The sequence below is a fragment of the Halanaerobium sehlinense genome (assembly GCF_055379485.1).
Genome location: NZ_AP042442.1, coordinates 1,835,499 through 1,859,127, shown reverse-complemented (window position 1 = coordinate 1,859,127; position 23,629 = coordinate 1,835,499). Strand labels below are relative to the sequence as shown.

Annotated in this window: 21 protein-coding genes; 20 read left to right on the top strand and 1 reads right to left on the bottom strand. The window is 32.3% G+C overall.

Going from position 1 to position 23,629, the window contains the following annotated elements; genetic code table 11:
- The first annotated feature begins 152 nt into the window (after nucleotides 1-152).
- From lspA to ACZ446_RS09095, 5 genes are all read left to right on the top strand, one after another.
- Complete coding sequence (gene lspA, locus ACZ446_RS09115; RefSeq protein WP_464392257.1) at nucleotides 153-611, top strand: signal peptidase II; 459 nt, start codon at nucleotides 153-155, stop codon at nucleotides 609-611.
- On the top strand, nucleotides 612-1,526 hold the full coding sequence (locus tag ACZ446_RS09110) for an RluA family pseudouridine synthase (protein WP_464392256.1): 915 nt from the start codon (nucleotides 612-614) through the stop codon (nucleotides 1,524-1,526).
- 31 nt (nucleotides 1,527-1,557) lie between these two features.
- Nucleotides 1,558-2,763 carry an FprA family A-type flavoprotein gene (locus ACZ446_RS09105; protein WP_464392255.1) on the top strand — a complete coding sequence of 402 codons (1,206 nt, stop codon included), beginning with the start codon at nucleotides 1,558-1,560 and terminating at the stop codon, nucleotides 2,761-2,763.
- A gap of 240 nt (nucleotides 2,764-3,003) precedes the next feature.
- Nucleotides 3,004-5,064, top strand: coding sequence for an elongation factor G (gene fusA, locus ACZ446_RS09100; protein ID WP_464392254.1), 2,061 nt, complete (start codon nucleotides 3,004-3,006; stop codon nucleotides 5,062-5,064).
- A 107-nt stretch (nucleotides 5,065-5,171) separates the two neighbouring features.
- The gene (locus ACZ446_RS09095) at nucleotides 5,172-6,677 is read left to right on the top strand and encodes a copper homeostasis protein CutE (RefSeq protein ID WP_464392253.1); all 1,506 of its coding nucleotides are present in this window, start codon (nucleotides 5,172-5,174) and stop codon (nucleotides 6,675-6,677) included.
- Here ACZ446_RS09095 and ACZ446_RS09090 read toward each other — a convergent pair.
- Nucleotides 6,674-8,425 (bottom strand): Rqc2 family fibronectin-binding protein, encoded by a 1,752-nt coding sequence (locus ACZ446_RS09090; protein WP_464392252.1) that lies wholly within the window; start codon nucleotides 8,423-8,425, stop codon nucleotides 6,674-6,676. The genes ACZ446_RS09095 and ACZ446_RS09090 overlap by 4 nt on opposite strands.
- A 203-nt stretch (nucleotides 8,426-8,628) precedes the next feature.
- On the opposite strand from ACZ446_RS09090, the gene remA reads away from it, so the two are divergent.
- The 15 genes from remA (at nucleotide 8,629) to rlmN (ending at nucleotide 23,624) form a co-directional block, all read left to right on the top strand.
- A complete protein-coding gene (gene remA, locus ACZ446_RS09085) occupies nucleotides 8,629-8,874 on the top strand; it encodes an extracellular matrix/biofilm regulator RemA (protein WP_073156162.1) in 246 nt (81 codons plus the stop codon).
- Nucleotides 8,875-8,892: 18 nt separating this feature from the next.
- Nucleotides 8,893-9,465 (top strand): guanylate kinase, encoded by a 573-nt coding sequence (gmk, locus tag ACZ446_RS09080; RefSeq protein ID WP_464392251.1) that lies wholly within the window; start codon nucleotides 8,893-8,895, stop codon nucleotides 9,463-9,465.
- A complete protein-coding gene (gene rpoZ / locus ACZ446_RS09075; protein ID WP_464392250.1) occupies nucleotides 9,465-9,677 on the top strand; it encodes a DNA-directed RNA polymerase subunit omega in 213 nt (70 codons plus the stop codon). The genes gmk and rpoZ overlap by 1 nt, the downstream gene beginning before the upstream one ends.
- Before the next feature lie 54 nt (nucleotides 9,678-9,731).
- Nucleotides 9,732-10,916 carry a bifunctional phosphopantothenoylcysteine decarboxylase/phosphopantothenate--cysteine ligase CoaBC gene (gene coaBC, locus ACZ446_RS09070; protein ID WP_464392249.1) on the top strand — a complete coding sequence of 395 codons (1,185 nt, stop codon included), beginning with the start codon at nucleotides 9,732-9,734 and terminating at the stop codon, nucleotides 10,914-10,916.
- A 194-nt stretch (nucleotides 10,917-11,110) separates the two neighbouring features.
- Nucleotides 11,111-12,673 carry an ABC transporter substrate-binding protein gene (locus ACZ446_RS09065; protein WP_464392248.1) on the top strand — a complete coding sequence of 521 codons (1,563 nt, stop codon included), beginning with the start codon at nucleotides 11,111-11,113 and terminating at the stop codon, nucleotides 12,671-12,673.
- 83 nt (nucleotides 12,674-12,756) lie between these two features.
- Nucleotides 12,757-13,761, top strand: a complete 1,005-nt coding sequence (locus tag ACZ446_RS09060) for an ABC transporter permease (protein WP_464392247.1) — start codon at nucleotides 12,757-12,759, stop codon at nucleotides 13,759-13,761.
- A gap of 16 nt (nucleotides 13,762-13,777) precedes the next feature.
- Nucleotides 13,778-14,659, top strand: a complete 882-nt coding sequence (gene nikC / locus ACZ446_RS09055) for a nickel transporter permease (protein WP_464392246.1) — start codon at nucleotides 13,778-13,780, stop codon at nucleotides 14,657-14,659.
- Between the two features lie 6 nt (nucleotides 14,660-14,665).
- The gene (gene lgt / locus ACZ446_RS09050; RefSeq protein ID WP_464392245.1) at nucleotides 14,666-15,454 is read left to right on the top strand and encodes a prolipoprotein diacylglyceryl transferase; all 789 of its coding nucleotides are present in this window, start codon (nucleotides 14,666-14,668) and stop codon (nucleotides 15,452-15,454) included.
- Nucleotides 15,455-15,562: 108 nt separating this feature from the next.
- Nucleotides 15,563-16,747 (top strand): methionine adenosyltransferase, encoded by a 1,185-nt coding sequence (gene metK, locus ACZ446_RS09045; protein WP_464394390.1) that lies wholly within the window; start codon nucleotides 15,563-15,565, stop codon nucleotides 16,745-16,747.
- Nucleotides 16,748-16,863: 116 nt separating this feature from the next.
- Nucleotides 16,864-19,089: a replication restart helicase PriA gene (priA, locus tag ACZ446_RS09040; protein WP_464392244.1), complete on the top strand. Its 2,226-nt coding sequence runs from the start codon at nucleotides 16,864-16,866 to the stop codon at nucleotides 19,087-19,089.
- A gap of 23 nt (nucleotides 19,090-19,112) precedes the next feature.
- A complete protein-coding gene (gene def, locus ACZ446_RS09035) occupies nucleotides 19,113-19,565 on the top strand; it encodes a peptide deformylase (RefSeq protein WP_464392243.1) in 453 nt (150 codons plus the stop codon).
- Between the two features lie 4 nt (nucleotides 19,566-19,569).
- A complete protein-coding gene (gene fmt / locus ACZ446_RS09030; protein ID WP_464392242.1) occupies nucleotides 19,570-20,514 on the top strand; it encodes a methionyl-tRNA formyltransferase in 945 nt (314 codons plus the stop codon).
- A gap of 19 nt (nucleotides 20,515-20,533) precedes the next feature.
- Nucleotides 20,534-21,223 (top strand): zinc metallopeptidase, encoded by a 690-nt coding sequence (locus ACZ446_RS09025; RefSeq protein ID WP_464392241.1) that lies wholly within the window; start codon nucleotides 20,534-20,536, stop codon nucleotides 21,221-21,223.
- Nucleotides 21,224-22,573: a 16S rRNA (cytosine(967)-C(5))-methyltransferase RsmB gene (gene rsmB, locus ACZ446_RS09020; protein WP_464392240.1), complete on the top strand. Its 1,350-nt coding sequence runs from the start codon at nucleotides 21,224-21,226 to the stop codon at nucleotides 22,571-22,573. It begins immediately after the preceding gene.
- A 7-nt stretch (nucleotides 22,574-22,580) separates the two neighbouring features.
- Entirely contained in the window at nucleotides 22,581-23,624 is a 1,044-nt protein-coding gene (rlmN, locus tag ACZ446_RS09015; RefSeq protein WP_464392239.1) for a dual-specificity RNA methyltransferase RlmN, read from the top strand.
- Nucleotides 23,625-23,629 lie beyond the last annotated feature (5 nt).

Sequence of the window (23,629 nt, the reverse complement as noted above, 5' to 3'; positions counted from 1 at the left end):
AATTTTCATCCTTTATCTTTATATTGGGATTTGAAAGACAATTTAATTAATCATCTCTTCCTATATTAGCATAAAATAAAATAATATAAAAGCTCAATTATTAATTGTCTAAGTTATTTCAATATGTTAGAATTATATATGGAGTTGAGACAATGTATATAGCTTTATTTACAATAATAATTATTTTAATTGATCAGCTGAGTAAATATTTAATTAGAAACAGTTTAGCTCAATTTGAAAAGATATCAATCTTTGGTGATTACTTGTACTTAAGTTTTGTTAAAAATAGGGGTGCTGCATTTGGAATTTTAAAAGGCCAGCGCAGTTTTTTCATTATTATTACTATTATTTTTTTGATTTTTATAATTTATCTTTATCAAAAAGAACTTCCTCAAACTGTCAGAACAAAAATTTCAATAATTTTTTTACTTGGAGGAAGTATTGCAAACCTTATTGACAGGGTAATATTTCATTATGTTACAGATTTTATTGCTTTTGATTTACTAGATTTTTATAAATTGCCGGTAATCAACATTGCAGATATATTTATATTTTTTGGTGTTGTGATTTTGATTTATCAATTACTTTTTTTATCAGATAGAGGTGTTTAAATGGAAGAGCATAGTCTTAAAGTGAAAGCAAAAGATGAGGGAATTAGAATTGATAAATTTTTAGCTTCTGAATATCATGATTTATCCCGTTCTTTTATCCAAACTTTAATTGAGGAAAATAAAATTACAGTTAATAGCAAAATAGTTGATAAGAGTTATAAAATATCAGAGAATGATTTTATAAAAATTATTATTGAAGAAAGAGAAAGTGAAATTAAAGCTGTTGCAATGGACTTAGATATTGTTTATGAAGATCAGGATATAATTGTGATTAATAAGGAAGCTGATCGAGTTGTTCACCCAGCACCGGGACATCAAAATGATACTATTGTTAATGCACTGCTGTCTCATGTTGACAATTTGTCTGCAATTAATGGTGTTAAAAGACCAGGCATTGTTCACAGATTAGACAAGGATACTTCTGGCTTATTAATTGCTGCTAAAAATGATAAAAGCCATAAGAATCTGGCACAGCAGTTTAAAAATCGATCTGTAGAAAAATATTATTATGCTTTAGTTGAAGGGAAACTAGCTTATGAAAAGGGTAAAATAGATGCTCCAATTGGAAGAGATCCTAATAACCGCAAGAAAATGGCAGTTAGAAAGCGCAGAAGCAAAAGAGCTGTTAGCCGGTTTAAAATAATTGAAGAGTTTAAAAACCATACCTTAGTTCAAGTTAAAATTGAAACCGGTAGGACTCATCAAATTAGAGTTCATTTTTCTTATTTAGGTCATCCTGTAGTAGGAGATCAAAAATATGGATCTAAAAATTATCTGGATGCTCAAAGACAGCTTTTACATGCAAAGAAACTAATTGTTAAACATCCGATCACAGGAAAAAAAATGATCTTTGAAGCAGAACTAAAAAATGATTTTAAAGAAATTTTAAATAAACTCAGAGAACAAAAAATCTAAAATAATAAAAAATTATTAGGAGGAGATTATTTTGTATAATTCAATCAAATTAACTGAAGATGTTCATTGGGTAGGAGTAAATGATAAAGAAACAGATTTATTTGAGTCATTATGGCCTTTACCGGAAGGAATAGCCTACAACTCTTATGTCATTAATGATGAGAAAGTTGCCCTGATTGATACAGTTAAAATCAATTATACAGATACATATTTAGAAAAAGTAAAAGATGTCATAGGTAATAAAAAAGTTGATTATTTAATTATTAATCATATGGAACCTGATCACTCTGGTTCAATTAAATCAATGCGCGAGGCTTTTCCAGAAATGGAAATTGTGGGTAATGCAAAAACTATGAACTTTTTAGAAGGTTTCTATGGTATTACTGAGGGAACAAGAGTTGTCAAAGATGGAGATGAACTGGATTTGGGTTCTAGAACTTTAAAATTTTATTTAACCCCAATGGTTCACTGGCCAGAGACTATGATGACTTTTGATCAAAAAGAAAAGATATTATTTGCTGGAGATGCTTTCGGTGGTTTTGGTTCTTTAAATGGTTATCTATTTGATGATGAAGTTAATATTGATCATTTTGAAGATGAAATAAGAAGGTATTTTTCTAATATTATAGGTAAGTATGGACCTGTAGTTCACCGTACAATTTCTAAATTGAATGATCAGATTGAGGAAATAGAAATGATTGCAGCAACTCATGGTTTAGTCTGGCGTCAGGATCCAGCTCATATTGTTCAGGAATATGATAAGTGGAGCCAGCAGCAGACAGAAGAGGGTGTAGTTGTTGTTTATGGTTCGATGTATGGAAACACTAAGGTTATGGCTGAAGCAGTAGCTCGTTCCTTATCTGAAAATGGAATTGAGCAGATTAAATTATTTGATGTTTCTCGTAAAGATATATCATTTATTATTAATGATATTTGGAAATATAAAGGAATTGTTTTAGGAAGCTGTACTTATAATACTGAGATTTTCCCACCAATGGAATATTTATTAAAAAGTTTAGAAAGTAGAAACTTAAGAGATAGAGTACTCGGTATTTTTGGTTCTTATAGCTGGAGTGGCGGAGCTTTAGATAGATTAGAAGAATTTAGTGAAACAGTTAGCTGCAGCCTTGTTGAGCCAAAGATTGAATCACAGTTTGCTCCTGGTGGCGATATTTTAGAGAAATGTTATAAATTAGGAAAAAATGTTGCGGAACAGGTTAAAGAAAATTGTAAATAATTAATAATAAATTATTTGCTGATAAAAATATCTACTCACTTTTGCTTGATTTATAATAGTTAACTAGAAAGTTAAAGTGAGTAGATTAATTTTTTTAAATAATATTCAAAAAATTAAAGGAATTTAAATAACTATTGTAGAAGTAATAATATACAGAAAATTTTAAGAATAATGTCAGTAATTTGATTTATGCTGACATAAAAAAATAAACATTAATAAAATGAAAGGCTGGTGGAAAAATTGAGTAAAATTACTAGTAAAGACATTAGAAATTTTTGCTTTATATCACATGGAGGTGCGGGTAAATCAACACTGACTGAGATGCTGCTTTATAATGCAGGTGTTATAGAGCAACCGGGCAGTGTTGATAAAGGAAATTCTCAGTCTGATTTCAGTGCTGTAGAAAAAGAACATAAACATTCAGTTCACAATAGTTATTTTAACTTTGAATGGCATAATAAATTATTTCATTTTATTGATACACCTGGCTATGCAGATTTCCGCAGTGAAGTAATTAGTGCATTAAGAATGGTAGAAAGTGCAGTGCTGCTGGTTGATGCAACAGCTGGTATAGAGGTTAATACTGGCTATGTCTGGGAATTAGCAAAGAAAAATGACCTGGCTAAGGCAGTATTTATTAATAAAATTGATAAAGAAGAAGCTGATTTTGATAAAGTTGTAGATGAACTTCGAGCTACATATGATGATAGCTTTGCAATTGTAACTATTCCTTATTATGAAGATGGTAAATTTGTCGGAATTATCGATCTACTTGATGAAAAGCTTTATAAATCTGCTGATGGAAAACCGGAAGCATATCCTATTCCTGACTCAGAAAAAGAAAGAGTAGAAGATTACGAATTAAAACTGACTGAAGAAATCGTTGAATTAAAAGAAGATTTAATGATAAAATATCTTGATGGAGAAAAGATAACTATCAAAGAGCTTACAAAAGCTTTTGAAGAAGAGGTTGCTGGAGAAGAATTAGTGCCTGTTTTTGCAGGTTCAGCTTTAGAGAACTGTGGAGTAGGTAAGTTTTTAGATGACTTAACTAAGATTTTTCCTTCTGCGGCAGAAGTACATTCTAATCATTTGGTTGAGTCAGGCGGCGTTTTAAAACCTGAACCAGAAAGCAGATTTAGCGCTCAGGTTTGTAAAACAATGGTTGACCCTTATATCGGTAAATTATCTATTTTTAGAGTTTTTTCCGGTAAATTAGAAAGAGATGATTTAGTTTATATTCCAAATATAGAAGAAGAAATAAAGGTCACAAAGTTATATAAGTTAAATGGTAAAGATCAGAAAAATGTTGATAATTTAACAGCTGGCGAAATTGGAGCAGTTGCAAAATTAGATGAGTTAGAAACCTCATTTACTATGAGGGATCCAGAAACAGATATTTATTACCATGAATTGGAGTTCCCAAAACCAATGTACAGCAGAGCTGCCTATCCTGCTGACGGCATCGATGAAGAAAAAATGGCATCAGCTTTACAGCGCTACAGTGATTCAGATCCAACATTTAAAGTTAACTACAATAAGGTGACAAAGGAATTAATTTGTGATGGAATGGGTACAATTCACTTTATAATGATTAAAGAAGAATGTCAGCGCAAGTATGATGTTGATTTTACAACTCAAGAACCAAAAGTTGCTTATAGAGAAACAATTCAGCGGAAAACAGATGTTGAAGAAAAATATAAAAAACAATCTGGAGGGCGAGGTCAGTATGGTCACGTGCTGATGAAAGTAGAACCACTTCCTAGAGGAAAAGGTTTTGAATTTGAAGAAGAAATCTTTGGTGGAGCAATTCCAGGTCAGTATATACCTGCAGTTGAGAAAGGAATAGTTGAAGCAAAAGAAGCAGGCGCACTTGCTGGTTATCCTGTTGTTGATTTTAAAGTTGTTCTTTATGATGGATCTTATCATGATGTTGATTCATCAGAAATGGCATTTAAAATTGCAGCTTCTAAAGCTTTTAGAAGGGCTTTAACTCAGGCTAAATCTGTTTTACTTGAACCAATTATGTCTGTTAAGGTTACAGTTCCTCAAGATTTCATGGGGGATATCATGGGAGATTTTAACTCCAGACGTGGAAGAATAGAAGGTATGGATCCGACAAACGGAAAACAAATAATTAAAGCTAAAGTTCCACAGGCAGAAATGTTTAATTATGCTGTTGAACTGAAATCAATTACAGGTGGTTACGGTTCATTTGATATGGAATTCTCACACTATGATAAAGTCCCATCTGATATTAGCGAAAAAATAATAGAAAGAGTTAATAATGAAAGTGCTTAAGCTAAAATTATTAATCTCAAAGTTAAGATGATTGAGTAAGTAAAAGGGCCAGCTAAAGCTGGCCTTTTTCCAGTTTATATTATATAATAAATTCTGGAGGCAGGAATATGGAATTTATTTTTATAATTTTATCATCATTATTATTTACATTACCCACTTATTTTCCAGCTTTATTTTTCTTGAGCTGGTTTGCTTTTATACCTTTAATCTATTTAATTAGAGATTATGATTACAGTCATTCATTTATAATTGCAGTTTTAGTTGGGTTTTTAAATTCTACTTTTTCACTTTACTGGCTCTATCATCCATTGAATTCTGCTCTTAAAATGCCATTTTCATTTAATATATTTATTTTATTTCTTTATTTTTTATTTTCAGCTTTTCCCTTAGGACTTTGGGTGCTTATAAATAAGTTTCTGCAGCCTGAAGAGTCATATAGTCCTTTAATAGCTGCTTTAAGTTGGTGTGTTTTGGAATATCTGCGTTTTGAGTTTTTAAATTTAAACCCATTTAATTATTTTGCCTATACACAGAGTTCGTTTAATTTTATTGCTCGTTATGCTGCTTATGGAGGAATATTCCTGGTTTCTTTTATTTCAGTGTTGATTGCTTCATATTTGGTAAAATTATTTTTTGAACCCAACTGGAAAAAGGCAGTACCCTTAGCAATTATTTTGATTATTTTGACTATTACCCCTCTCGTTACTGTTTCACAGTCAGAGATAGCATTTAAGCAAATTGGTTTTGATTTATTAATTAATAAGACTCAAGTTAAAAGCAGTGTTTTTGAAAATATTGAAAATGAAATTGAAAATTTTACCTCTTTATTATCTAAAAAACAGAGTAAATATATTTTTACAGCTGAAGATAGTTTAAATTTTGATTTAGTTCGCAATAGTTACTATCGAGAAAAATTTTTTTCAAATATAGAGTCTGAGCTTAATGGCTCATATTTACAGCTGGGGAGTAAAGCAGCAGCTTCTGCTAATTATAATTCCAAAATTTTGAACTCTTTATTTTTACTGTCTGAGAATCTAGAAATAATTAATCGCAGTAATCAGCAGCTCAATTATTTAGCTGGAGTTAATTTAAAAAACAAGGCAAAAATAGTTGATTTCTTTGCTTCTTATTTAAATTTTAACCAGGATATGCTTACAAAAGCTGGAAGTACTAAAGTTATTGAGGTAGATGAGCTGAGATTTGTGAATCTAACTGAAGAAGAAATATTTATTCCAACAGTCAGCAGAAGTAATAATTATCCAGATAATGCAAACCTAATAATTAATGCAGCTGCAGAAGGGGAAATTGATTCTAAAGTGTATAATAATTTAACTCTTGCAGCAGCAGTCTATAGAGCAGCTGAGAGCAGCACCGCCTTAATTAGGGCTGTGAGTGGAGGCTATAGTGCTGCAGTTGATTATCAGGGTAAAATCATAGTAAAAGAGAAATTAGAAAATGACCTAAAGTCCTTTAATTTAAATCTTTACCAGGGACAGAGTTATTATCAAAAAAATCCAACTAAAATAATAAATATAATTTTAATTTTCTTCGTTATAATTGTTTTTATAAAAATTATGATTAAGCTGAGAAAAGAACTAAGCAGCAGAAATTAATCTGCTGCTATTTTTTTTAATAATTCTTTTTTGGCAGGATCAATATAGATTGTTTGATACTTGTCGTAGTAGACAAGACCAGGCTTTGCTCCCTTAGGTTTATTTACATTTTCAACAGGAGTATAGTCTACTGGCACATTTGTTGATTCTCTGGCTTTGCTAAAATAAGCAGCAACAGCAGCTGCTTCAATTAGAGTTTGCTCAGGAATTTCAGCATCTGTATCTCTTTTGATAATCACATGTGAACCTGCTATTACCTTAGTATGCAGCCAGATATCACCATCATTAGCTATTTTTTTGGTTAAACGATCGTTTTGTTTATTATTTCTTCCAACCAAAATTTGATAACCATCACTTGAAATAAATTTACGTGGAGGTAATTTTTTTCCGTTTTTATTTCTCTTGTTCTGTTTTTGCTTCTTAATATAATTTTCTTCTTTTAACTCTTCCTTTATTTCTTCTAAATCAGCAAGTGTTTCAGCCTGTTCAATATTCATACTAACCTGTTTTAAATATTTTTCTTCATGTCTGAGCTTGGCAATTTCTCTTTTCAAATGTTTTACACTTTTCTTCAATTTATTATATTTTTTGAAATATTTTTGGGCATTTTCTGATGGTGACTTTGAAGGATCAAGTTTGATTTCAATATTCTGCTGATCATCACTATAATAATCTCTTACTAAAGCTTTTTTATCACCACGGTTGATTTGATAAATGTTTGCAGTAATTAATTCACCCTTTTTCTTATATTTATCTGCATCTTTACTTTCTTCTAACTGTTTTTTTAACTTCCCCTGTTTTTTAATGTTTTTATCTAAATAGGTATTAACAACTTTATTTAATTCTCTAATAGAACGCTTTAATTCTTTGTCTTTCAGAAATTCTTTAAAATAATAATCCATCATTTGGTCAAGATCAGAAAATTCTTTTAAATCTTCGGGACTTCTGTGGTTTAAGATAAAGGCCGAAATATAATCAACTTCTCCATTGTCTACCGCAAGTACAGGACTATAATTTCCGGCTTTGAATTGAGAAAATAGTTTAAGAATTGATTCAGCTATTGAGTCTTTATCAGAATCAGTCAGATTATTATAATTTTCAGCAGGATCAATTCCAGCTCGGTAAACAATTTCACGAGCTGAATAGGGACCAATTCCTCTAAAATTATACATTACGGCTCTAAAAGCTGCCTGTGAAAATTCTTCATCTATAATCTGTCTAAATTCTTCTTTACTCTGAAGATCAAGTGGATTTAATTTATCCTGTCCCGGTGGCTTTTGATATTTAATTCCAGGATATAGCTGCCTTTCAGAATTTTGTTTTTCAGTGATTCTTTTCATCGCATCTAAAACAATTTCATTATCATCTACAAGAATTACATTACTGTATTTGCCCATTAATTCTGCAATTAGACTATATTTTTTTCCGCGTTTTTCAATATTAATCTTAACCATTCTTTCAAAATCAGGTTGGATTATTTCCTGAATGTATGAGTTTTTTAAATATTTTCTGAGCATCATACAAAAATCAGGTGGAAAAGTAGGGAATTCAAAATCTAGTTCTGTCAAATTAATTCTAGCTCCCTGAGGGTCAGTTGAGATTAAAAGTTCTAAATTTTGATTATTATTTCTTAAACGAATTATTAATTGTTTTTTTTCTATTTGATAAGCCTTTTCAATTCTGGCACCCAAAATTTTATTTTTTAAATTATCTTTAAGTGCGGCCAACATTATTCCATCAAAGGCCATAATTATCACTCCATTCTCTATTTGTGGGATTTTTCATCTAAATTAAGTATAAAAGAAACGAGGCTTTGAGTCAATTAATTAAATAATTGTTTAAGATAAAGAAGGCTTACTTCCCTTGTCAAAAAAGTGCTGCTGTGGTATCATTAATAAAGATAAGGAGCGAACTTAGTTTTAGATAAATAAGATTTTGGGAGGTATAAATAATGGATGTTAATTTAATTAATATTGGTTTTGGTAATATTATTGCAGCAAATAGGGTGATTGCAGTAGTAAGTCCAGAATCAGCACCTATAAAGAGAATTATTCAGGAAGCGAGAGAAAGAGGTATGTTAATAGATGCTACTTATGGACGTCGTACTAGAGCGGTTATAATCACAGATAGTGACCATGTTGTATTATCTGCGATTCAACCAGAGACTGTTTCACACCGATTAGAAGATGATAAATAAAATTGGGGGTAATTTATAATGAATAAGGGTTTATTATTTGTATTATCCGGACCATCAGGTGTGGGCAAAAACACAGTTCTGGATGAGCTATTTAAGAATTTTGATGGAGTTTCATATTCTGTTTCTGCAACTACCAGGGAAAAAAGAGCGGGAGAAGTTGAGGGAGAGGATTATTTCTTTATTTCTGAAACCGAATTTCAGCAAATAAAGGAAAAGGATGGCTTTATTGAGAGTGCGGTTGTTCATGGCCACCACTATGGAACCCCCAAAAAGTTTGTTGACCAAAAATTAGAAGATGGAGAAGATATAATATTAGAAATTGATACACAGGGAGCAGAGCAGGTTAGAAAAAAATATCCGGAAGCCGTTTATATCTTCTTGCTGCCGCCATCTTTAGAAGAATTGGAAAACAGACTTGATAAAAGAGGATCTGAAAACAGTAAAAGCAAAAATATTAGACTGAAAAATGCCAGACAGGAACTCAAAGAAGTACATAATTATGATTATGAAGTGATCAATGATAGTCTGGCTGATGCAGTTAGAGAAATAAAAAAAATTATTATAAAAGAACAGAAAAGGAGAGATTCTTAATGATTACAGAACCTTCTGCAGAACAATTAGTTGATAAGGCTGATAGTTTGTTTACAGTAATTATTTTGGCTTCAAAAAGGGCAAGACATCTTAATGAAAATGGGCCCAAACTATTAGAAAATTACCGAAGCCACAAGCTGGTTTCTAGAAGTTTAGAAGAGATTGAAAAAGATAAGATATCTTACGAAAAAAGAGCAGAAACTACAAAGTGAAATTAAATTTAAATCATAATTTGGAATAACTAATTATATAAAGGGGTTAATAAAATGTCTGCAAATATTGTTTTAGGTGTAACAGGTGGAATAGCGGCTTACAAAAGTGTTCAAATCGCAAGCAATCTAACTAAATTGAATCATAATGTTTATACTATCATGACTGACTCTGCGGCTGAATTTGTCAGTCCATTAACCTTCCATTCTATTACACATTTACCGGTAGAAAGTGATCTTTTCACTTCCAGCAGCGAAGAGGTTAAACATATAGAGTTAGCAGATAAAGCGGATTTGTTTTTGATCGCTCCTGCAACTGCTAATTTTATTGCTAAAGCAGCAGCCGGTATTGCAGATGACCTTTTAACAACAGTTTTGCTGGCAACTCAAGCTCCAATTATGATTGCACCATCTATGAATGTTCATATGTTTGAAAATCCTATTGTTCAGAGAAATATGAAGACTTTAGATGATTTGGGTTTTAATATTATTACTCCAGATGCCGGTTACTTAGCCTGTGGGTATACTGGTAAAGGCAGACTTCCTGAGCCAGATAGATTAGTAGAAGAGGTTAAGCGGAAGCTTTCAAAAAAAGATTTAAAAAACAAAAGAGTATTAATCACAGCTGGTCCTACCAGAGAATCTATTGATCCAGTAAGATTTTTATCAAATCATTCCAGTGGTAAAATGGGTTATGCTCTGGCTAAAGCTGCTTCATATAGGGGGGCAGATGTAAAACTAATTTCTGGCCCCAGTGACTTAGATCTACCTTTAGGGGTGGAGCTGATCAATATTGAAACAGCTGAAGAGATGAAAGAAGCGGTTTTTGCAGAATATAAAAATGCAGATATTATTATAATGGCAGCTGCAGTTTCAGACTACAGGCCAAAGGAAATTATGACTGAAAAAATAAAAAAATCAGATGATGAGTTTGTCTTAAAATTAGAAAGAACAACTGATATTTTAGCTGAACTTGGTAAGAATAAGAAGGACTCTCAGCTTTTAGTTGGCTTTGCTGCTGAAACTGAAAATTTATTAGAAAATGCTCAGGAGAAGTTGAGTAAAAAACAGGCAGATTATATTATTGCTAATGATATTAGTAATCAGAGTATTGGTTTTGCCAGTGATAAGAACCAGGTCAGCATTTTAAGTGAAGAAAGTACTGTGAAATTACCAACTGCAGAAAAAGAAAAATTAGCCCATCAAATATTGAATTATATCCTAAGTGGTCAAAGAAAATAAGGGTAATTTATAAAAAATTTCTAATTTTGATATAAATTAATTTACTTTTATTGACTTAGTACAAAAAATAAATTATAATTATAATAAGTTTAATCAAATTTTTGATAATATTCATTCAACTTGTGGGAGGTGATTTTAGAAAAAAACAGAAAATTAAATAATCCAAACAAAAAAAGAGGAGGAAGAAGTATAGTATGAGAAAAATAACTTTAACAACTTTTATTATTTTAGCAGTGATTATGTCGGTGTTTGTTACAGGAGTTATGGCACAGGAGCAGGGTGGAACCTTAGTTTTTGGCCGTGGAGGAGATACAGTAGGTTTAGATCCAATACAAGTTACTGATGGTGAATCATTTAAGGTTACTCAGCAGATTTATGATACCCTTGTTGATTACACACCCGGCACCACAGAAGTAGAACCAGCTCTGGCAACAGACTGGGAAGTATCTGAAGATGGTCTAACATGGACCTTTAGTTTACGTGAAGGTGTAGAATTTCATGATGGAAATCCTTTTAATGCTGAGGCAGTAAAATGGAACTTTGATCGCTGGCGTTTAGAAGATCATCCTTATCATATTGGTGGAGAATTCACCTATTATGGTTATATGTTCCAGGGATTCCCCGGAATTATTCAGGAAGTTAATGTAGTAGACGAATATACAGTAGAATTCGTTCTTTCTGAAAAACAAGCTCCATTCTTAAACAACCTGGCTATGGTTCCTTTTGGAATTGCAAGTCCAGAGGCTGTAAAAGAACATGGAGAAGATTACTTTAAAAATCCTGTAGGAACTGGTGCTTATGTTTTAGAAGAATGGCGTCAGGGAGACAGAGTTATTTTAAAAGCAAATGAAAATTATTGGAGAGAAAGAGCTTATCTTGACGAAATTGTTTTCCGTTCAATTCCAGACAACTCAGCTCGTTTTATGGAACTGCAGTCTGGAACAATTGATATGATGGATGGAGTAAGTCCTGAAGATGTGGAAGCTGTAGAAAGTTCTGATCAGCTAAAGCTTTCTTTGAGACCAAGTATGAATGTTGGTTACTTTGCTATGAACTTTAAATTTGAGCCTTTTGATGATGTTAGAGTTAGAAGAGCATTTAACCATGCAATTGACAAGCAGGCTATTATTGATGCTTTCTATGCAGGATTAGCAGAACCAGCCAAGAACCCAATGCCACCATCTATCTGGGGTTATAATGATAACATTGAGCCTTATGAATATAATCCAGAAAGAGCTAAAGAATTGTTAGCAGAAGCTGGTTATGAAGATGGTTTTGAATTTGATCTCTGGTATTTACCTGTACCAAGACCATATATTCCACAGGGTAAATTTATTGGTCAGGCTATTCAAAGTTATTTAAGTGAAATTGGTGTAACAGCTAACCTGGTAACTTATGACTGGAGTACCTATCTTGATAAAACAGAACATCAAGAAGCTCCAACATATATGTTAGGTTGGACTGGTGATAATGGTGATCCAGATAACTTCTTATATGTACTTCTAGATAAAACTAATAGTAATAATGCTTATGAAAGTGATGAGCTGCATGAAGTATTAGTTGAGGCACAGAAGACTATGGATCAGGATAGAAGAGTTGAACTTTACATGGAAGCTCAGGAAATTATCCATAGAGATGCTCCATGGGTACCTTTAGTTCACTCAACACCACCAATTGCCTTAAAGTCAAATGTAGAAAATTATATTCCTAACCCAACTGGAACCGAAAAGTTACACAGAGTTTGGTTAGCAGAATAAAGTAACTATAGTATAATAATTATATTAATCTGCGGCCAATTTTGGCCGCAGATTAACTTTGGATAGGAGGATGTAATGAGGAAATGTTTAACTATATTATTAAAAGATTACTGGCTTTAATCCCAATTTTGATTGGGGTTGCTGTCATTGTATTTTTAATTGTTCATTTGATACCAGGTGATCCTGCTCAAACAATGTTGGGAGAAAGAGCAACTGATCAGGCTTTAGAAAGATTAAGAGAACAAATGGGACTAAATGACCCTTTACCAGTGCAATTTTGGCGTTATGTAAAAGATCTGCTGCGTGGAGATTTAGGTAGATCAATTATGAGCAACAATCCTGTTAGTACAGAATTAGCTCAGCGATTTCCAGCAACTTTAGAATTGTCTTTTTTTGCAATAATGTTTGCAGTTTTTGTTGGGGTACCAGCTGGAATATTTGCTTCAATAAATCAAAATTCATGGTTTGATAATTTGAGTATGTTGATTGCTTTAATGGGGGTTTCAATGCCTATTTTCTGGCTTGGCCTGATGTTTATTTGGCTCTTTGCAGTAGAACTGGGCTGGTTTCCACCTTCATCAAGGATCGGTGTAGGTTTAGACTTTAGTCCAATAACCAATTTATATGTTATTGACAGTATCCTGCAGTTTAACTTTGCTGCTTTAAAGGATGTCTTACACCATTTAGTACTGCCGGCAGTGGCTTTAGGTACAATACCAATGGCAATTATAGCTAGAATGACCCGTTCTTCAATGCTGGAAGTTTTGAAAAAAGATTATATTAGAACAGCATATGCTAAGGGTCTAAAAAGAAAAATCGTGATCTTTAAACATGCATTAAAAAATGCAATGGTACCTATTATCACAGTAGTTGGACTTCAGTTTGGAGTTTTATTAGGTGGAGCAGTTATGACCGAAACAATATTTTCCTGGCCAGGTCTTGGGAAATATCTGGTAGATGCAATTTATGCTAGAGACTTTCCGATTGTACAGGGGGGAATTTTATTTTTTGCAGGAGTTTTTGTTATAGTTAATTTAATTGTTGATTTATCATATGCTTTAGTAGATCCAAGGATTCAATATGAGTAGGAGAGGAGTGCAGCAGATGTCAGACAGTAAAAATAAAAGAAACATGAAAAAAAATACTAATCCCTGGCTTGAAGCCTGGCGAAGATTATTAAAAAGTAAAATTGGTGTGGCTGGTTTGGGAATTATTATATTTTTAATAATGGTAGCAGTACTGGCACCAGTATTGGCACCACATGACCCTTTTGAACAAAATATTTTAGCTAGATATAAAGCTCCTTCATCAGAGCATTTGCTAGGAACAGATGAGATGGGAAGAGATATTTTAAGCAGAATTATTTATGGCTCTAGAATTTCGATTCAGGTTGGTTTAGTTTCGGTAGGTTTTGCCTTAGTTTTTGGTGTTAGTTTTGGTCTGTTAGCTGGCTTTTATGGCGGGAAACTTGATATGCTGATTATGCGTTTTATGGATATTATGCTTGCTTTTCCAAGTATCTTACTTGCAATTGGGATTGTTGCAATTTTAGGACCACAACTAAAAAATGCCATGCTGGCAATTGGTATTATTAATGTACCTAGATTTGCTAGAATCGTAAGATCTTCAGTCTTATCAATTAAAGAAAGTGAGTATATAAGTGCAGCAAAGGCCTTAGGTGCTGGTGATTTTAGAATAATTTTCAAACATTTATTACCAAATGCTATGGCACCATTAATTGTTCAAACTACATTAAGTATTGCTACAGCTATTTTAGAAGCTGCAGCATTAAGCTTTTTAGGCCTTGGAGCTCAACCACCTTCTCCGGAATGGGGAGCAATGCTGAGTGATGCAAGGTCATCACTTCAAAGGGCACCATGGGTAGCAACTTTCCCTGGTTTAGCAATAATATTTGGTGTTTTAGGATTTAACCTTTTAGGTGATGGTTTAAGAGATGCTCTAGATCCAAAAATGAAGAACGTTTAAAGCAGGGTGATTAAAATTATTGATCCAGTAATCATAGAAGTGTTTTCCCTAACTATAAGATGGTATGGTGTTATTATAGTTTCTGGAATTATTATTTCTTTGATCATATTGAAATATCTATTAAAGAATGAAGAAGAATTTGATTTTGAATTCTTTCTAGATTTTATTATTTTAGCTCTGCCCCTGGGTATTATATCTGCCCGATTATATTACGTTCTTTTTAATTTAGACTATTATTTAGATGAACCTCTTAAAATTTTAGCTATTAATCAAGGTGGACTTGCAATCCATGGAGGACTGCTGATGGGGACTGCAGTTCTTTTTTTTCTGACCCAAAAAAGAGAGAAAAAATTCTTAAAAGCGCTTGACTATTTAGCTCCGATCACAGCTTTTGCTCAATCTTTGGGCAGATGGGGTAACTTTGTTAATCAGGAAGCTTATGGTCAAATTGTAAGTGAGAGTTATTATAATTTTTTTCCTGACTTTATAAAAAATCAAATGTGGATTGATGGTGCTTACCGGGAAGCTACTTTTCTCTATGAATCAGTTCTTAATTTTATTCTTTTTATTATCCTGGTATTTTATTTAAAGTCTAAAAATAATAATGATGGAGAAATTTTTTCCTTTTATTTAATATTTTACTCTATTTTTAGATTTTTCATTGAAGAACAGAGGACAGATAGTTTACTCATTGCTGGTCAAATACAGGTGGCTAAACTGATTAGTGTTCTGATGATAATTGTTGGTTTTGCACTACTTTATTATATTAAAAAATACAGTAATCTTAAAAAGTAGAGTAAATTGACAGTATAAGCTTAATGTGCTAAACTAAATTTATTAAGTTGTTTAATAAATAAGTTTAATTTTAAAATAAGATGATGTCGATAGATGAAAGGTGATATTATGACACGTAAATATTTATTTAGCTCGGAATCAGTGACAGAGGGACATCCCGATAAAGTTGCTGATCAAATTTCTGATGCTGTTTTAGATGCAATTCTTGCAAAAGATCCGGAAGCGAGAGTTGCCTGTGAAACTATGGTGACAACTGGATTGATTTTAATTGCTGGAGAAATAACAACCTCCTGCTATGTTGATTTAAAAAAGATTGCAAGAGAAACAGTCAAAGAAATAGGATATACCAGAGCTAAATATGGTTTTGATGGAGAAACCTGTGCTGTTTTAACAGCAATTGATGAACAATCTGGAGATATTGCATTAGGAGTAGATCATTCTTTAGAGGAAAAAGAGGGAGCATCTAGTTCAGATTTGGGAGCTGGTGATCAGGGTTTAATGTTTGGCTATGCTTCTAATGAAACTGAAGAATTAATGCCGCTTCCAATTATGTTATCACATAAACTGGCCCGAAGATTGGCTGAAGTAAGAAAAAATGGTCCTTTAAAATATCTTCGTCCTGATGGTAAAACTCAAGTTACAATTGCTTATGAAGATGATAAACCTGTTTATGTTGATAAAATTTTAATATCTTCTCAACATCATCCAAAAGTTACTCAAAAACAAATTAAAGAAGATATTACTAAACATGTAATTAAGGAAATAATCGATAATGAGTTACTTAGAGAAGATACTGAAATCTTAGTCAACCCAACCGGTCGTTTTGTGATTGGAGGGCCAAATGGAGACACAGGTTTAACGGGAAGGAAAATTATAGTTGACACTTATGGTGGAACAGCACATCACGGCGGAGGGGCCTTTTCAGGTAAAGATCCGACAAAGGTTGACCGTTCTGCTTCATATGCTGCCCGCTATATTGCAAAAAATATTGTTGCAGCAGACCTTGCAGCAAGATGTGAGGTTCAGATAGCTTATGCTATTGGAGTTGCAAAACCTTTATCTATTATGATTGATACTTTTGGTACTTCAGTTATTGATGAAAATGAGTTAGAAAAGATTATTAAAAATGAATTTGATTTAAGGCCAGCTCAAATAATTAAAAATTTAAATTTAAGAAATCCTATTTATAAACAGGTAGCTGCTTATGGTCATTTTGGTCGTCATGATTTAGACCTCCCCTGGGAGAAAACTGATAGAGTAGAAAGCTTAAGAAAAGAAGCTGGTTTAGAATAAATAATATTTATAATTATTTGATATGCTGCCGAAGGTTTTTACCTTCGGCTTTTGATATTTAGATATATACTAAATGAAATTCAAGTTAATGAAATAATTATTTGGAAGGGATTTTTATGCAGCAAATAGTAAAAGTAGTTGTAGATTTACCTTTAAGAAAATTAAATAAAGAATTTGATTATCTGCTTCCAGATAAGATGAAAGAATTAATCAGAATAGGTCAAATTGTTAAAGTTCCATTTGGCAGAAGGAAAATATCTGCCTTTGTAACTAAAATTGATGTTAAGTCTGACCTGAAAATTTCACAGCTCAAAGAAATTGATTCTATTCTTTATCAGGAAAGTTTTTTTGATCAAAATCTGCTGGATGTTTTTTATTGGACTGCTGCTTATTATCATGCTTATCTGGCTCAGGTTATTAAATCAGCCTTACCACCAGGCATAGTAGATGAAAAAATCCAGAAGAAAAAAGTTGAATATTTAAAATTGAATATGGAGATAAATGATTTCCAATTAGAATTAGAAAAATTAGAAAAAAGAGCACCAAAACAATATTTGATTTTAAATTATTTATTAGAAAAAAGTAGTCAAGAAAACAAATTAAAAACAGTCTTAGAAGCTGCAGAAACTTCTCGGCAAACTGTTTACCGTTTAATAGACAAAGATTTGATAATTTTATATACTAATTATGAAAATAGAATTATAGAGATTAAGAGCAATTTGGAAAGCAAGATTAACAAAGAAATTATAATTTCTCAAACTGATACAGAATTATTGGAGAAAATTATAGATTTTAATTCTAAAAGAAATAGTTATCTTTTAACAACAGAAAACAGCCCAAAAAGATATAATTTTATTTTAAAGACATTAGAAAAATTAATAGACCAGCAGAAGAATGTTATTTTGTTGATTCCAGAAATAGAGAAAGACTATATATTTTTAGAACAGCTCGATCATTATTTCCCTGGTCAAATTGCTTTTCTGCACAGTCAGCTTTCTCAAGCTGAGCGTTTTGATCAGTGGCAGCAGATTAGGAACGGTAGAGTTCAGATTGCTGTTGGGGCCAGATCAGCAATTTTTGCTCCGTTTTCCCGCCTAGATGCTGTGATCATAATGGAAGAAAACAATGAAAACTACAAAGAACAGGAGCATCCTTTATACCACGCCAGACAAATTGCTGTTAAAAGATTAAAAAACAGTAAATCACTTTTGCTTTTAGAATCACCTGTCCCATCTTTAGAAAGCAAAATTTTAGCTGATAAAGGTGAATATAAGCAAATTTATTTAACTGCTGCGAAAAATAAAATCAACAGCGAGATAATAGATATGAAAAAGGAAGTTGAAAAGGGTAATCTAGGTGATTTAAGTAATAAATTAAAAGCTGAAATTAATAAACAGCTTACTGCAGGTAATAAAATTATGTTATTTTTAAATCGTTTGGGAATGTCTAATTATGTAATTTGTAGAAAATGCGGACATGTTCTTAAATGTGAAAACTGTGATATTTCCTTAAATTACCATCAGCAGGAACAGGAACTGCGCTGCCATTACTGTGGTTTAAAAAAGCCAATGCCCCAAAACTGTCCTGAATGTGGAAGTGCTTTTATTTCCCAGGCTGGTGTTGGAACTGAAAAAATAATTGAGGAACTAAAAAAAATATATTCTGAAGCTAGGATCAGCAGAGTTGATGGTGATCTAAAAGAAAATGAGGTAAAAAAACGGCTTAATGACTTTAAAAATAATAAAATCGATATTTTAGTTGGAACTTCTATTTTAATGAAAAAACAATTTTACAAAGAATTAAAACTAATCGCTGTGATTTCTGCAGATACAGCACTTAATAGTTCTAATTTTAGATCTGCTGAGATGAATTATTTTATTTTAAAAGAGTTAAAATCGCTTCTAAAAAATAGTCATCAGAGCAAGTTTTTGGTGCAGAGTTTTCAACCAGAACATTACAGTATCAAAGCTGCTCTCAGTCAAACAGATAAATCTTTTTATCAACAGGAAAGTCAGATTAGGAAAAAAAGAAATTATCCTCCCTTTTGTCGCCTATTAAATATAATAATCACCAGTAAAAGTGAAAGCAAAGCGGCTTCTGAAAGCAAAAAATTATCCAATTTTCTAGATTGCTATCAGGAAAGATATTTAGAAAAAATTGGGGAATCACCTGCTCCTTTAACTAAGATTAGAAAAAAGTATAGAAGGCAGATTATTTTAAAGTTTAATTCGACTCGGAATCGGGAATATATTATCCAACTTATCGAAAAAAAATTTATAGATGCAAATAATGATGATTCAGTGGAAATTCGTATTGATGTGGATCCCTATCGAATGTTATAATATAATTTAGGAGGTAGATATTTATGGCTTTGTTACAGGTAAGAAAAATTGGTGATCCGGTATTAAGAAGTAAGGCCAAAAAAATAGATGAAGTAACCAAAAAAACAAATGATTTAATAGATAATATGTTTGATACCATGTATGAAGAAGATGGTGTTGGTCTGGCAGCACCGCAGGTAGGAATTTTAAAACGAATTGCAGTAGTTGACATTAGAGAAGGAAATAAAGTAGTTTTAATAAATCCGGAAATTATTGAAGAAGAAGGAAAAGCAATAATGGAAGAGGGCTGCTTGAGTATTCCAGGAGAAACTGGAGATGTAATACGATCACAGAAAATTAAAGTAAGAAGTTTAAATAGAGAAGGCAATCAAATTGAAATTGAAGCTGAAGGTTTTGAAGCCAGAGCAATTCAGCATGAAATGGATCATTTAGATGGAGTATTATTTGTTGATAAAATTGTAAAACTTGCGGAGTGATTTGATGAAAATAGTATTTATGGGAACACCAGAATTTGCAGTACCCTCATTACAAAGATTAAATGATGATCAAGAAATTGAAATTAAGGCAGTTGTAACTCAACCTGACCGAAAAAGTGGACGGGGCCAGAAAGTGCAGTATTCAGATATTAAAGAAAAAGCTTTAGAAAACGATTTAGAAGTTATGCAGAGTAAAAATGTTAATCAAAAAGATTTTTTGGATGGACTAAGGAAAATTAAACCTGATTTTATTGTGGTTGTAGCTTTTGGTCAGAAATTAAGTCCAGAACTTTTAGAAATACCTAAGTATGGATGTATAAATCTTCATGCATCTTTACTGCCTGAATACCGTGGTTCTAGTCCTATTCATAAAGCAATTATTGATGGTAAAAAAGTTACTGGAAACACCACTATGTATATGGATGAAGGTTGGGATGACGGCGATATTATTTATCAGCAGGAGTTAGAGATTAGCGAAGAGGATACAGTTGGTCTGATGCATGATAAACTAGCTGAAGCTGGTGCTGACCTTCTGCTTAAGACGCTGAAAGATATAAAAGCAGGTCAGGCACCACGCATTGAACAGGATGACTCTAAAGCAACATTTGCCTATAAAATTGATAAAAGTTTAGGAGAAATTGATTGGCAGCAGAGTGCTTGGGATATTCATAATTTGATTAGAGGTGTTAATCCCTGGCCTGGTGCTTATACTTTTTTGAATAGTAAACGATTAAAGGTCTGGAAAAGTAAAGTTAGTGATTTAGAAAATACAGATTTTGAACCTGGAACTATAGTTAAAGCAAATATAAAAGATGGTATTTTAGTTCAAACAGGTGATGGCATATTAGCGATTGAAAAATTGCAGCTTCCAGGCGCAAAAAGAATTGAAGCTGAAGATTTTCTTAATGGTCATCAGCTCAATGCTGAAGAGAAATTAGGTACTAATTAATTATTAAGGAGGTATATTTATGTATCCGTTTTTCTTTGATCCAACAATGATTGTGATCATTCCTGCCTTAATGATTGCTTTTTATGCACAATACAAGGTAAAAAATACTTTTAATAAATATGATGAAATACAGGTTAATAACAATTTAAGTGGAGCAGAGGCTGCTAGAAAAATACTTTTGAATAATAATCTAGACAGTGTTGAAATTAAGAAAACTGATGGTAGATTGAGTGACCATTATGATCCAAAAAATAAAACCCTCAATTTATCATCTGATGTATATAATAACAGCTCAATTTCAGCAGTAGGGGTTGCCGCTCATGAAGTTGGACATGCAATCCAGGATAAAGAAAATTATAGACCGCTTTCTTTAAGAGCATCACTTGTTCCAGCAGCTAACATTGGATCTAGTTTTGGTCTTCCACTGGCTATTTTTGGTTTTTTTATTAGAGCTGATTTCTTAATTATGACAGGTTTTGTACTTTTCTCTGCTGCGTTTTTATTTCATTTGGTAACCTTACCTGTAGAATTTAATGCAAGCAATAGGGCAATAAGTAACCTTAAAAGTAATAATCTGTTAACAGATCAAGAAATTAAAGGTGCCAAAAAAGTTTTAAAAGCTGCTGCTTTTACTTATGTTGCCACAACACTTGTTGCTCTGGCAAATATGTTGAGGATATTGCTTTTAGCCGGTTTGGGTGATGATTAATTGAAAAATTTACGGGCTGAAATTTTAAAAGCATTGCTGCGTGTTGAAGGTGGGAGTTACTCTAACCTTCTATTAGATTCTGAGCTAAAGAAAATTGATGATCATAGAGACAAAAATCTTTTTACCGAAATATTTTATGGTGTGATAAGGAATAAATTATATTTAGATTATGTGATTGATAACTTTTCTAAAACTCCACTGCATAAAATGGATAAGGAAGTATTAATGGGGCTGAGAGTCGGAGTTTATCAGCTCTTTTTTCTTGATAGAGTCCCAGCAAGAGCAGCAATTTATGAAAGTGTAGAAGCGGTTAAATTACTACTTCCCGCTGGTAATAAAGGGGCTGTTTCATTTACAAATGGAGTTTTGAGAAATATTAATAGAAAAGGTGATCAATTAACTTTCCCCTCTAAAGCTGAGTCTAGAAAAAAATATTTATCAGTTAAATACTCTTATCCAATCTGGATTATAAATCGTTTTCTGAGTCAATATGGTTTTGAGAAAACAGAAAAAATATTAAAAGCAGGAAATAAAAGAGCAGAGGTAATATATCGTTTTAATCATTTAAAAATGAAAAAAGATGAATTTGAAAAATCATTAAACCAGGATGGTATAAAATATGAAAAGAGTTTTTTGGATTCTTTTTATCGCTTAAAAGAGGTAGATAATCCGGCTGAAACTGAGGTTTTTAAAAAAGGAGCTGCTTATATTCAGGGGACTTCTGCTGGCCTTGCTTCTTTGTTATTAGATCCTAAACCTGGAATGAACGTTCTCGATTTAGCTGCTGCTCCAGGAGGTAAAACAACTCATTTAGCTGCTTTGATGAAGAACACAGGTCAGATCACAGCTTTAGATATCAGTCAGAGTAGGCTCAATTTAATCAGAGAAAATGTAGAACGATTAGGGGTAAAAAATGTAGTTTTAAAAGAGAAAGATGCAGCTGAATATCAAGATAACAAAAAATATGATAGAATACTTGCAGACCTACCCTGTTCAGGATTGGGACTTATTGCCTCCAAACCTGAGATTAAATGGGAGAAGAACGAATTGATTATTAAAAAAATGGCTTCACTACAGTATGATATTATCAGCAATAATTTATCTAAACTGAAGCCAGGTGGTAAATTTCTTTATTCAACATGTACTTTAAGTCAGGAAGAAAATCAGGGTTTAATTAATAGAATTTTAACCGAAAATAATAATTTTGAATTAGTAAATATCAATAAAAAATTAGAAAAAGTTAGTGATTTAGATTTAAAAAATAATAATAACTATTTAGAGCTTTTACCAGGAGAAGTAGACTCTGAAGGCTTTTTCTATGCTTTATTAAAAAAAGTGGAGAGTGATTAATTTTAAGATGAAGGATTTAAAAGAATTTAATCGAAGTGAATTAATAGATGAATTTAAAAAGGCTGGATTCCCTTCATATAGAGGGGAACAGGTGTTTAACTGGCTTTATAAAAATGGTGTTTCTACTACAGAAGAAATGAAAAACATTCCTAAAAAGATGCGTAAATTTATAGATGAAAATTATAAGTTAAGTGATCTAAAAGAAATAAATAGGAGTACAGCAGTTGATGGGACTGTTAAATATTTATGGGAACTAAATGACGGTGAAAATATCGAGGGTGTTTATCTACCATTTCCTGAATCAGGGCGTCACAGTGCCTGTATTTCAACTCAGGTTGGCTGTGGGCTTGGATGCTCATTTTGTGCAACAGGAATTGACGGACTGCAGAGAAATCTAACTGCTGGTGAGATAGTTGACCAGGTAATAAAGATTCAAAAAGATATCAGCGGCTCAAGTTTTGCTGAGCCAAGATTAAGCAATGTTGTTTTTATGGGAATGGGTGAACCTCTTGCAAATTTTGATAACCTGATGAAAGCAGTAGAAATAATTAATGCTGATCAAGGACTTAATATCGGAATGCGCAAAATGACTATTTCAACATCCGGATTGGTACCAGAAATTAAAAAGCTGGCACAGGTTAATGATCAAATAGGACTTGCTGTGTCTTTACATGCACCTAATGACCGTTTAAGAAATAAGATTATGCCGATTAACAAAAAATATAATTTAAATCAACTTTTAACAGCTGTTATTGAATACATTGAGAAGACAGGTAGAAGAGTTACTTTTGAATATGTTTTAATGGATAGTGTGAATGATAGTCCTGAATTATCTGTACAGCTGGCAGAACTTTTGAGAGGAATAAATTGTCATGTTAATTTAATTCCTGCTAACCCAGTTCCAGAATTAGGTATCAAGAGGCCTGTACAAAAAGTAATAGATAGTTTCTATGAAACTTTGGATCGGAATGGAATACAGGTAACATTAAGAAAAGAAATGGGTACACAAATCGATGCAGCCTGTGGTCAATTAAAAAGAAATAAGAATTAAAGAAT

What these genes read in the sequence shown, in the direction of transcription:
- lspA (WP_464392257.1), top strand. Translation starts at nt 153, where the DNA reads ATGTATATAGCTTTATTTACAATAATAATTATTTTAATTGATCAGCTG.
- ACZ446_RS09110 (WP_464392256.1), top strand. Translation starts at nt 612, where the DNA reads ATGGAAGAGCATAGTCTTAAAGTGAAAGCAAAAGATGAGGGAATTAGA.
- ACZ446_RS09095 (WP_464392253.1), top strand. Translation starts at nt 5,172, where the DNA reads ATGGAATTTATTTTTATAATTTTATCATCATTATTATTTACATTACCC.
- ACZ446_RS09090 (WP_464392252.1), bottom strand. Translation starts at nt 8,425, where the DNA reads ATGGCCTTTGATGGAATAATGTTGGCCGCACTTAAAGATAATTTAAAA.
- remA (WP_073156162.1), top strand. Translation starts at nt 8,629, where the DNA reads ATGGATGTTAATTTAATTAATATTGGTTTTGGTAATATTATTGCAGCA.
- gmk (WP_464392251.1), top strand. Translation starts at nt 8,893, where the DNA reads ATGAATAAGGGTTTATTATTTGTATTATCCGGACCATCAGGTGTGGGC.
- rpoZ (WP_464392250.1), top strand. Translation starts at nt 9,465, where the DNA reads ATGATTACAGAACCTTCTGCAGAACAATTAGTTGATAAGGCTGATAGT.
- coaBC (WP_464392249.1), top strand. Translation starts at nt 9,732, where the DNA reads ATGTCTGCAAATATTGTTTTAGGTGTAACAGGTGGAATAGCGGCTTAC.
- ACZ446_RS09065 (WP_464392248.1), top strand. Translation starts at nt 11,111, where the DNA reads ATGAGAAAAATAACTTTAACAACTTTTATTATTTTAGCAGTGATTATG.
- ACZ446_RS09060 (WP_464392247.1), top strand. Translation starts at nt 12,757, where the DNA reads ATGTTTAACTATATTATTAAAAGATTACTGGCTTTAATCCCAATTTTG.
- nikC (WP_464392246.1), top strand. Translation starts at nt 13,778, where the DNA reads ATGTCAGACAGTAAAAATAAAAGAAACATGAAAAAAAATACTAATCCC.
- metK (WP_464394390.1), top strand. Translation starts at nt 15,563, where the DNA reads ATGACACGTAAATATTTATTTAGCTCGGAATCAGTGACAGAGGGACAT.
- priA (WP_464392244.1), top strand. Translation starts at nt 16,864, where the DNA reads ATGCAGCAAATAGTAAAAGTAGTTGTAGATTTACCTTTAAGAAAATTA.
- def (WP_464392243.1), top strand. Translation starts at nt 19,113, where the DNA reads ATGGCTTTGTTACAGGTAAGAAAAATTGGTGATCCGGTATTAAGAAGT.
- fmt (WP_464392242.1), top strand. Translation starts at nt 19,570, where the DNA reads ATGAAAATAGTATTTATGGGAACACCAGAATTTGCAGTACCCTCATTA.
- ACZ446_RS09025 (WP_464392241.1), top strand. Translation starts at nt 20,534, where the DNA reads ATGTATCCGTTTTTCTTTGATCCAACAATGATTGTGATCATTCCTGCC.
- rlmN (WP_464392239.1), top strand. Translation starts at nt 22,581, where the DNA reads ATGAAGGATTTAAAAGAATTTAATCGAAGTGAATTAATAGATGAATTT.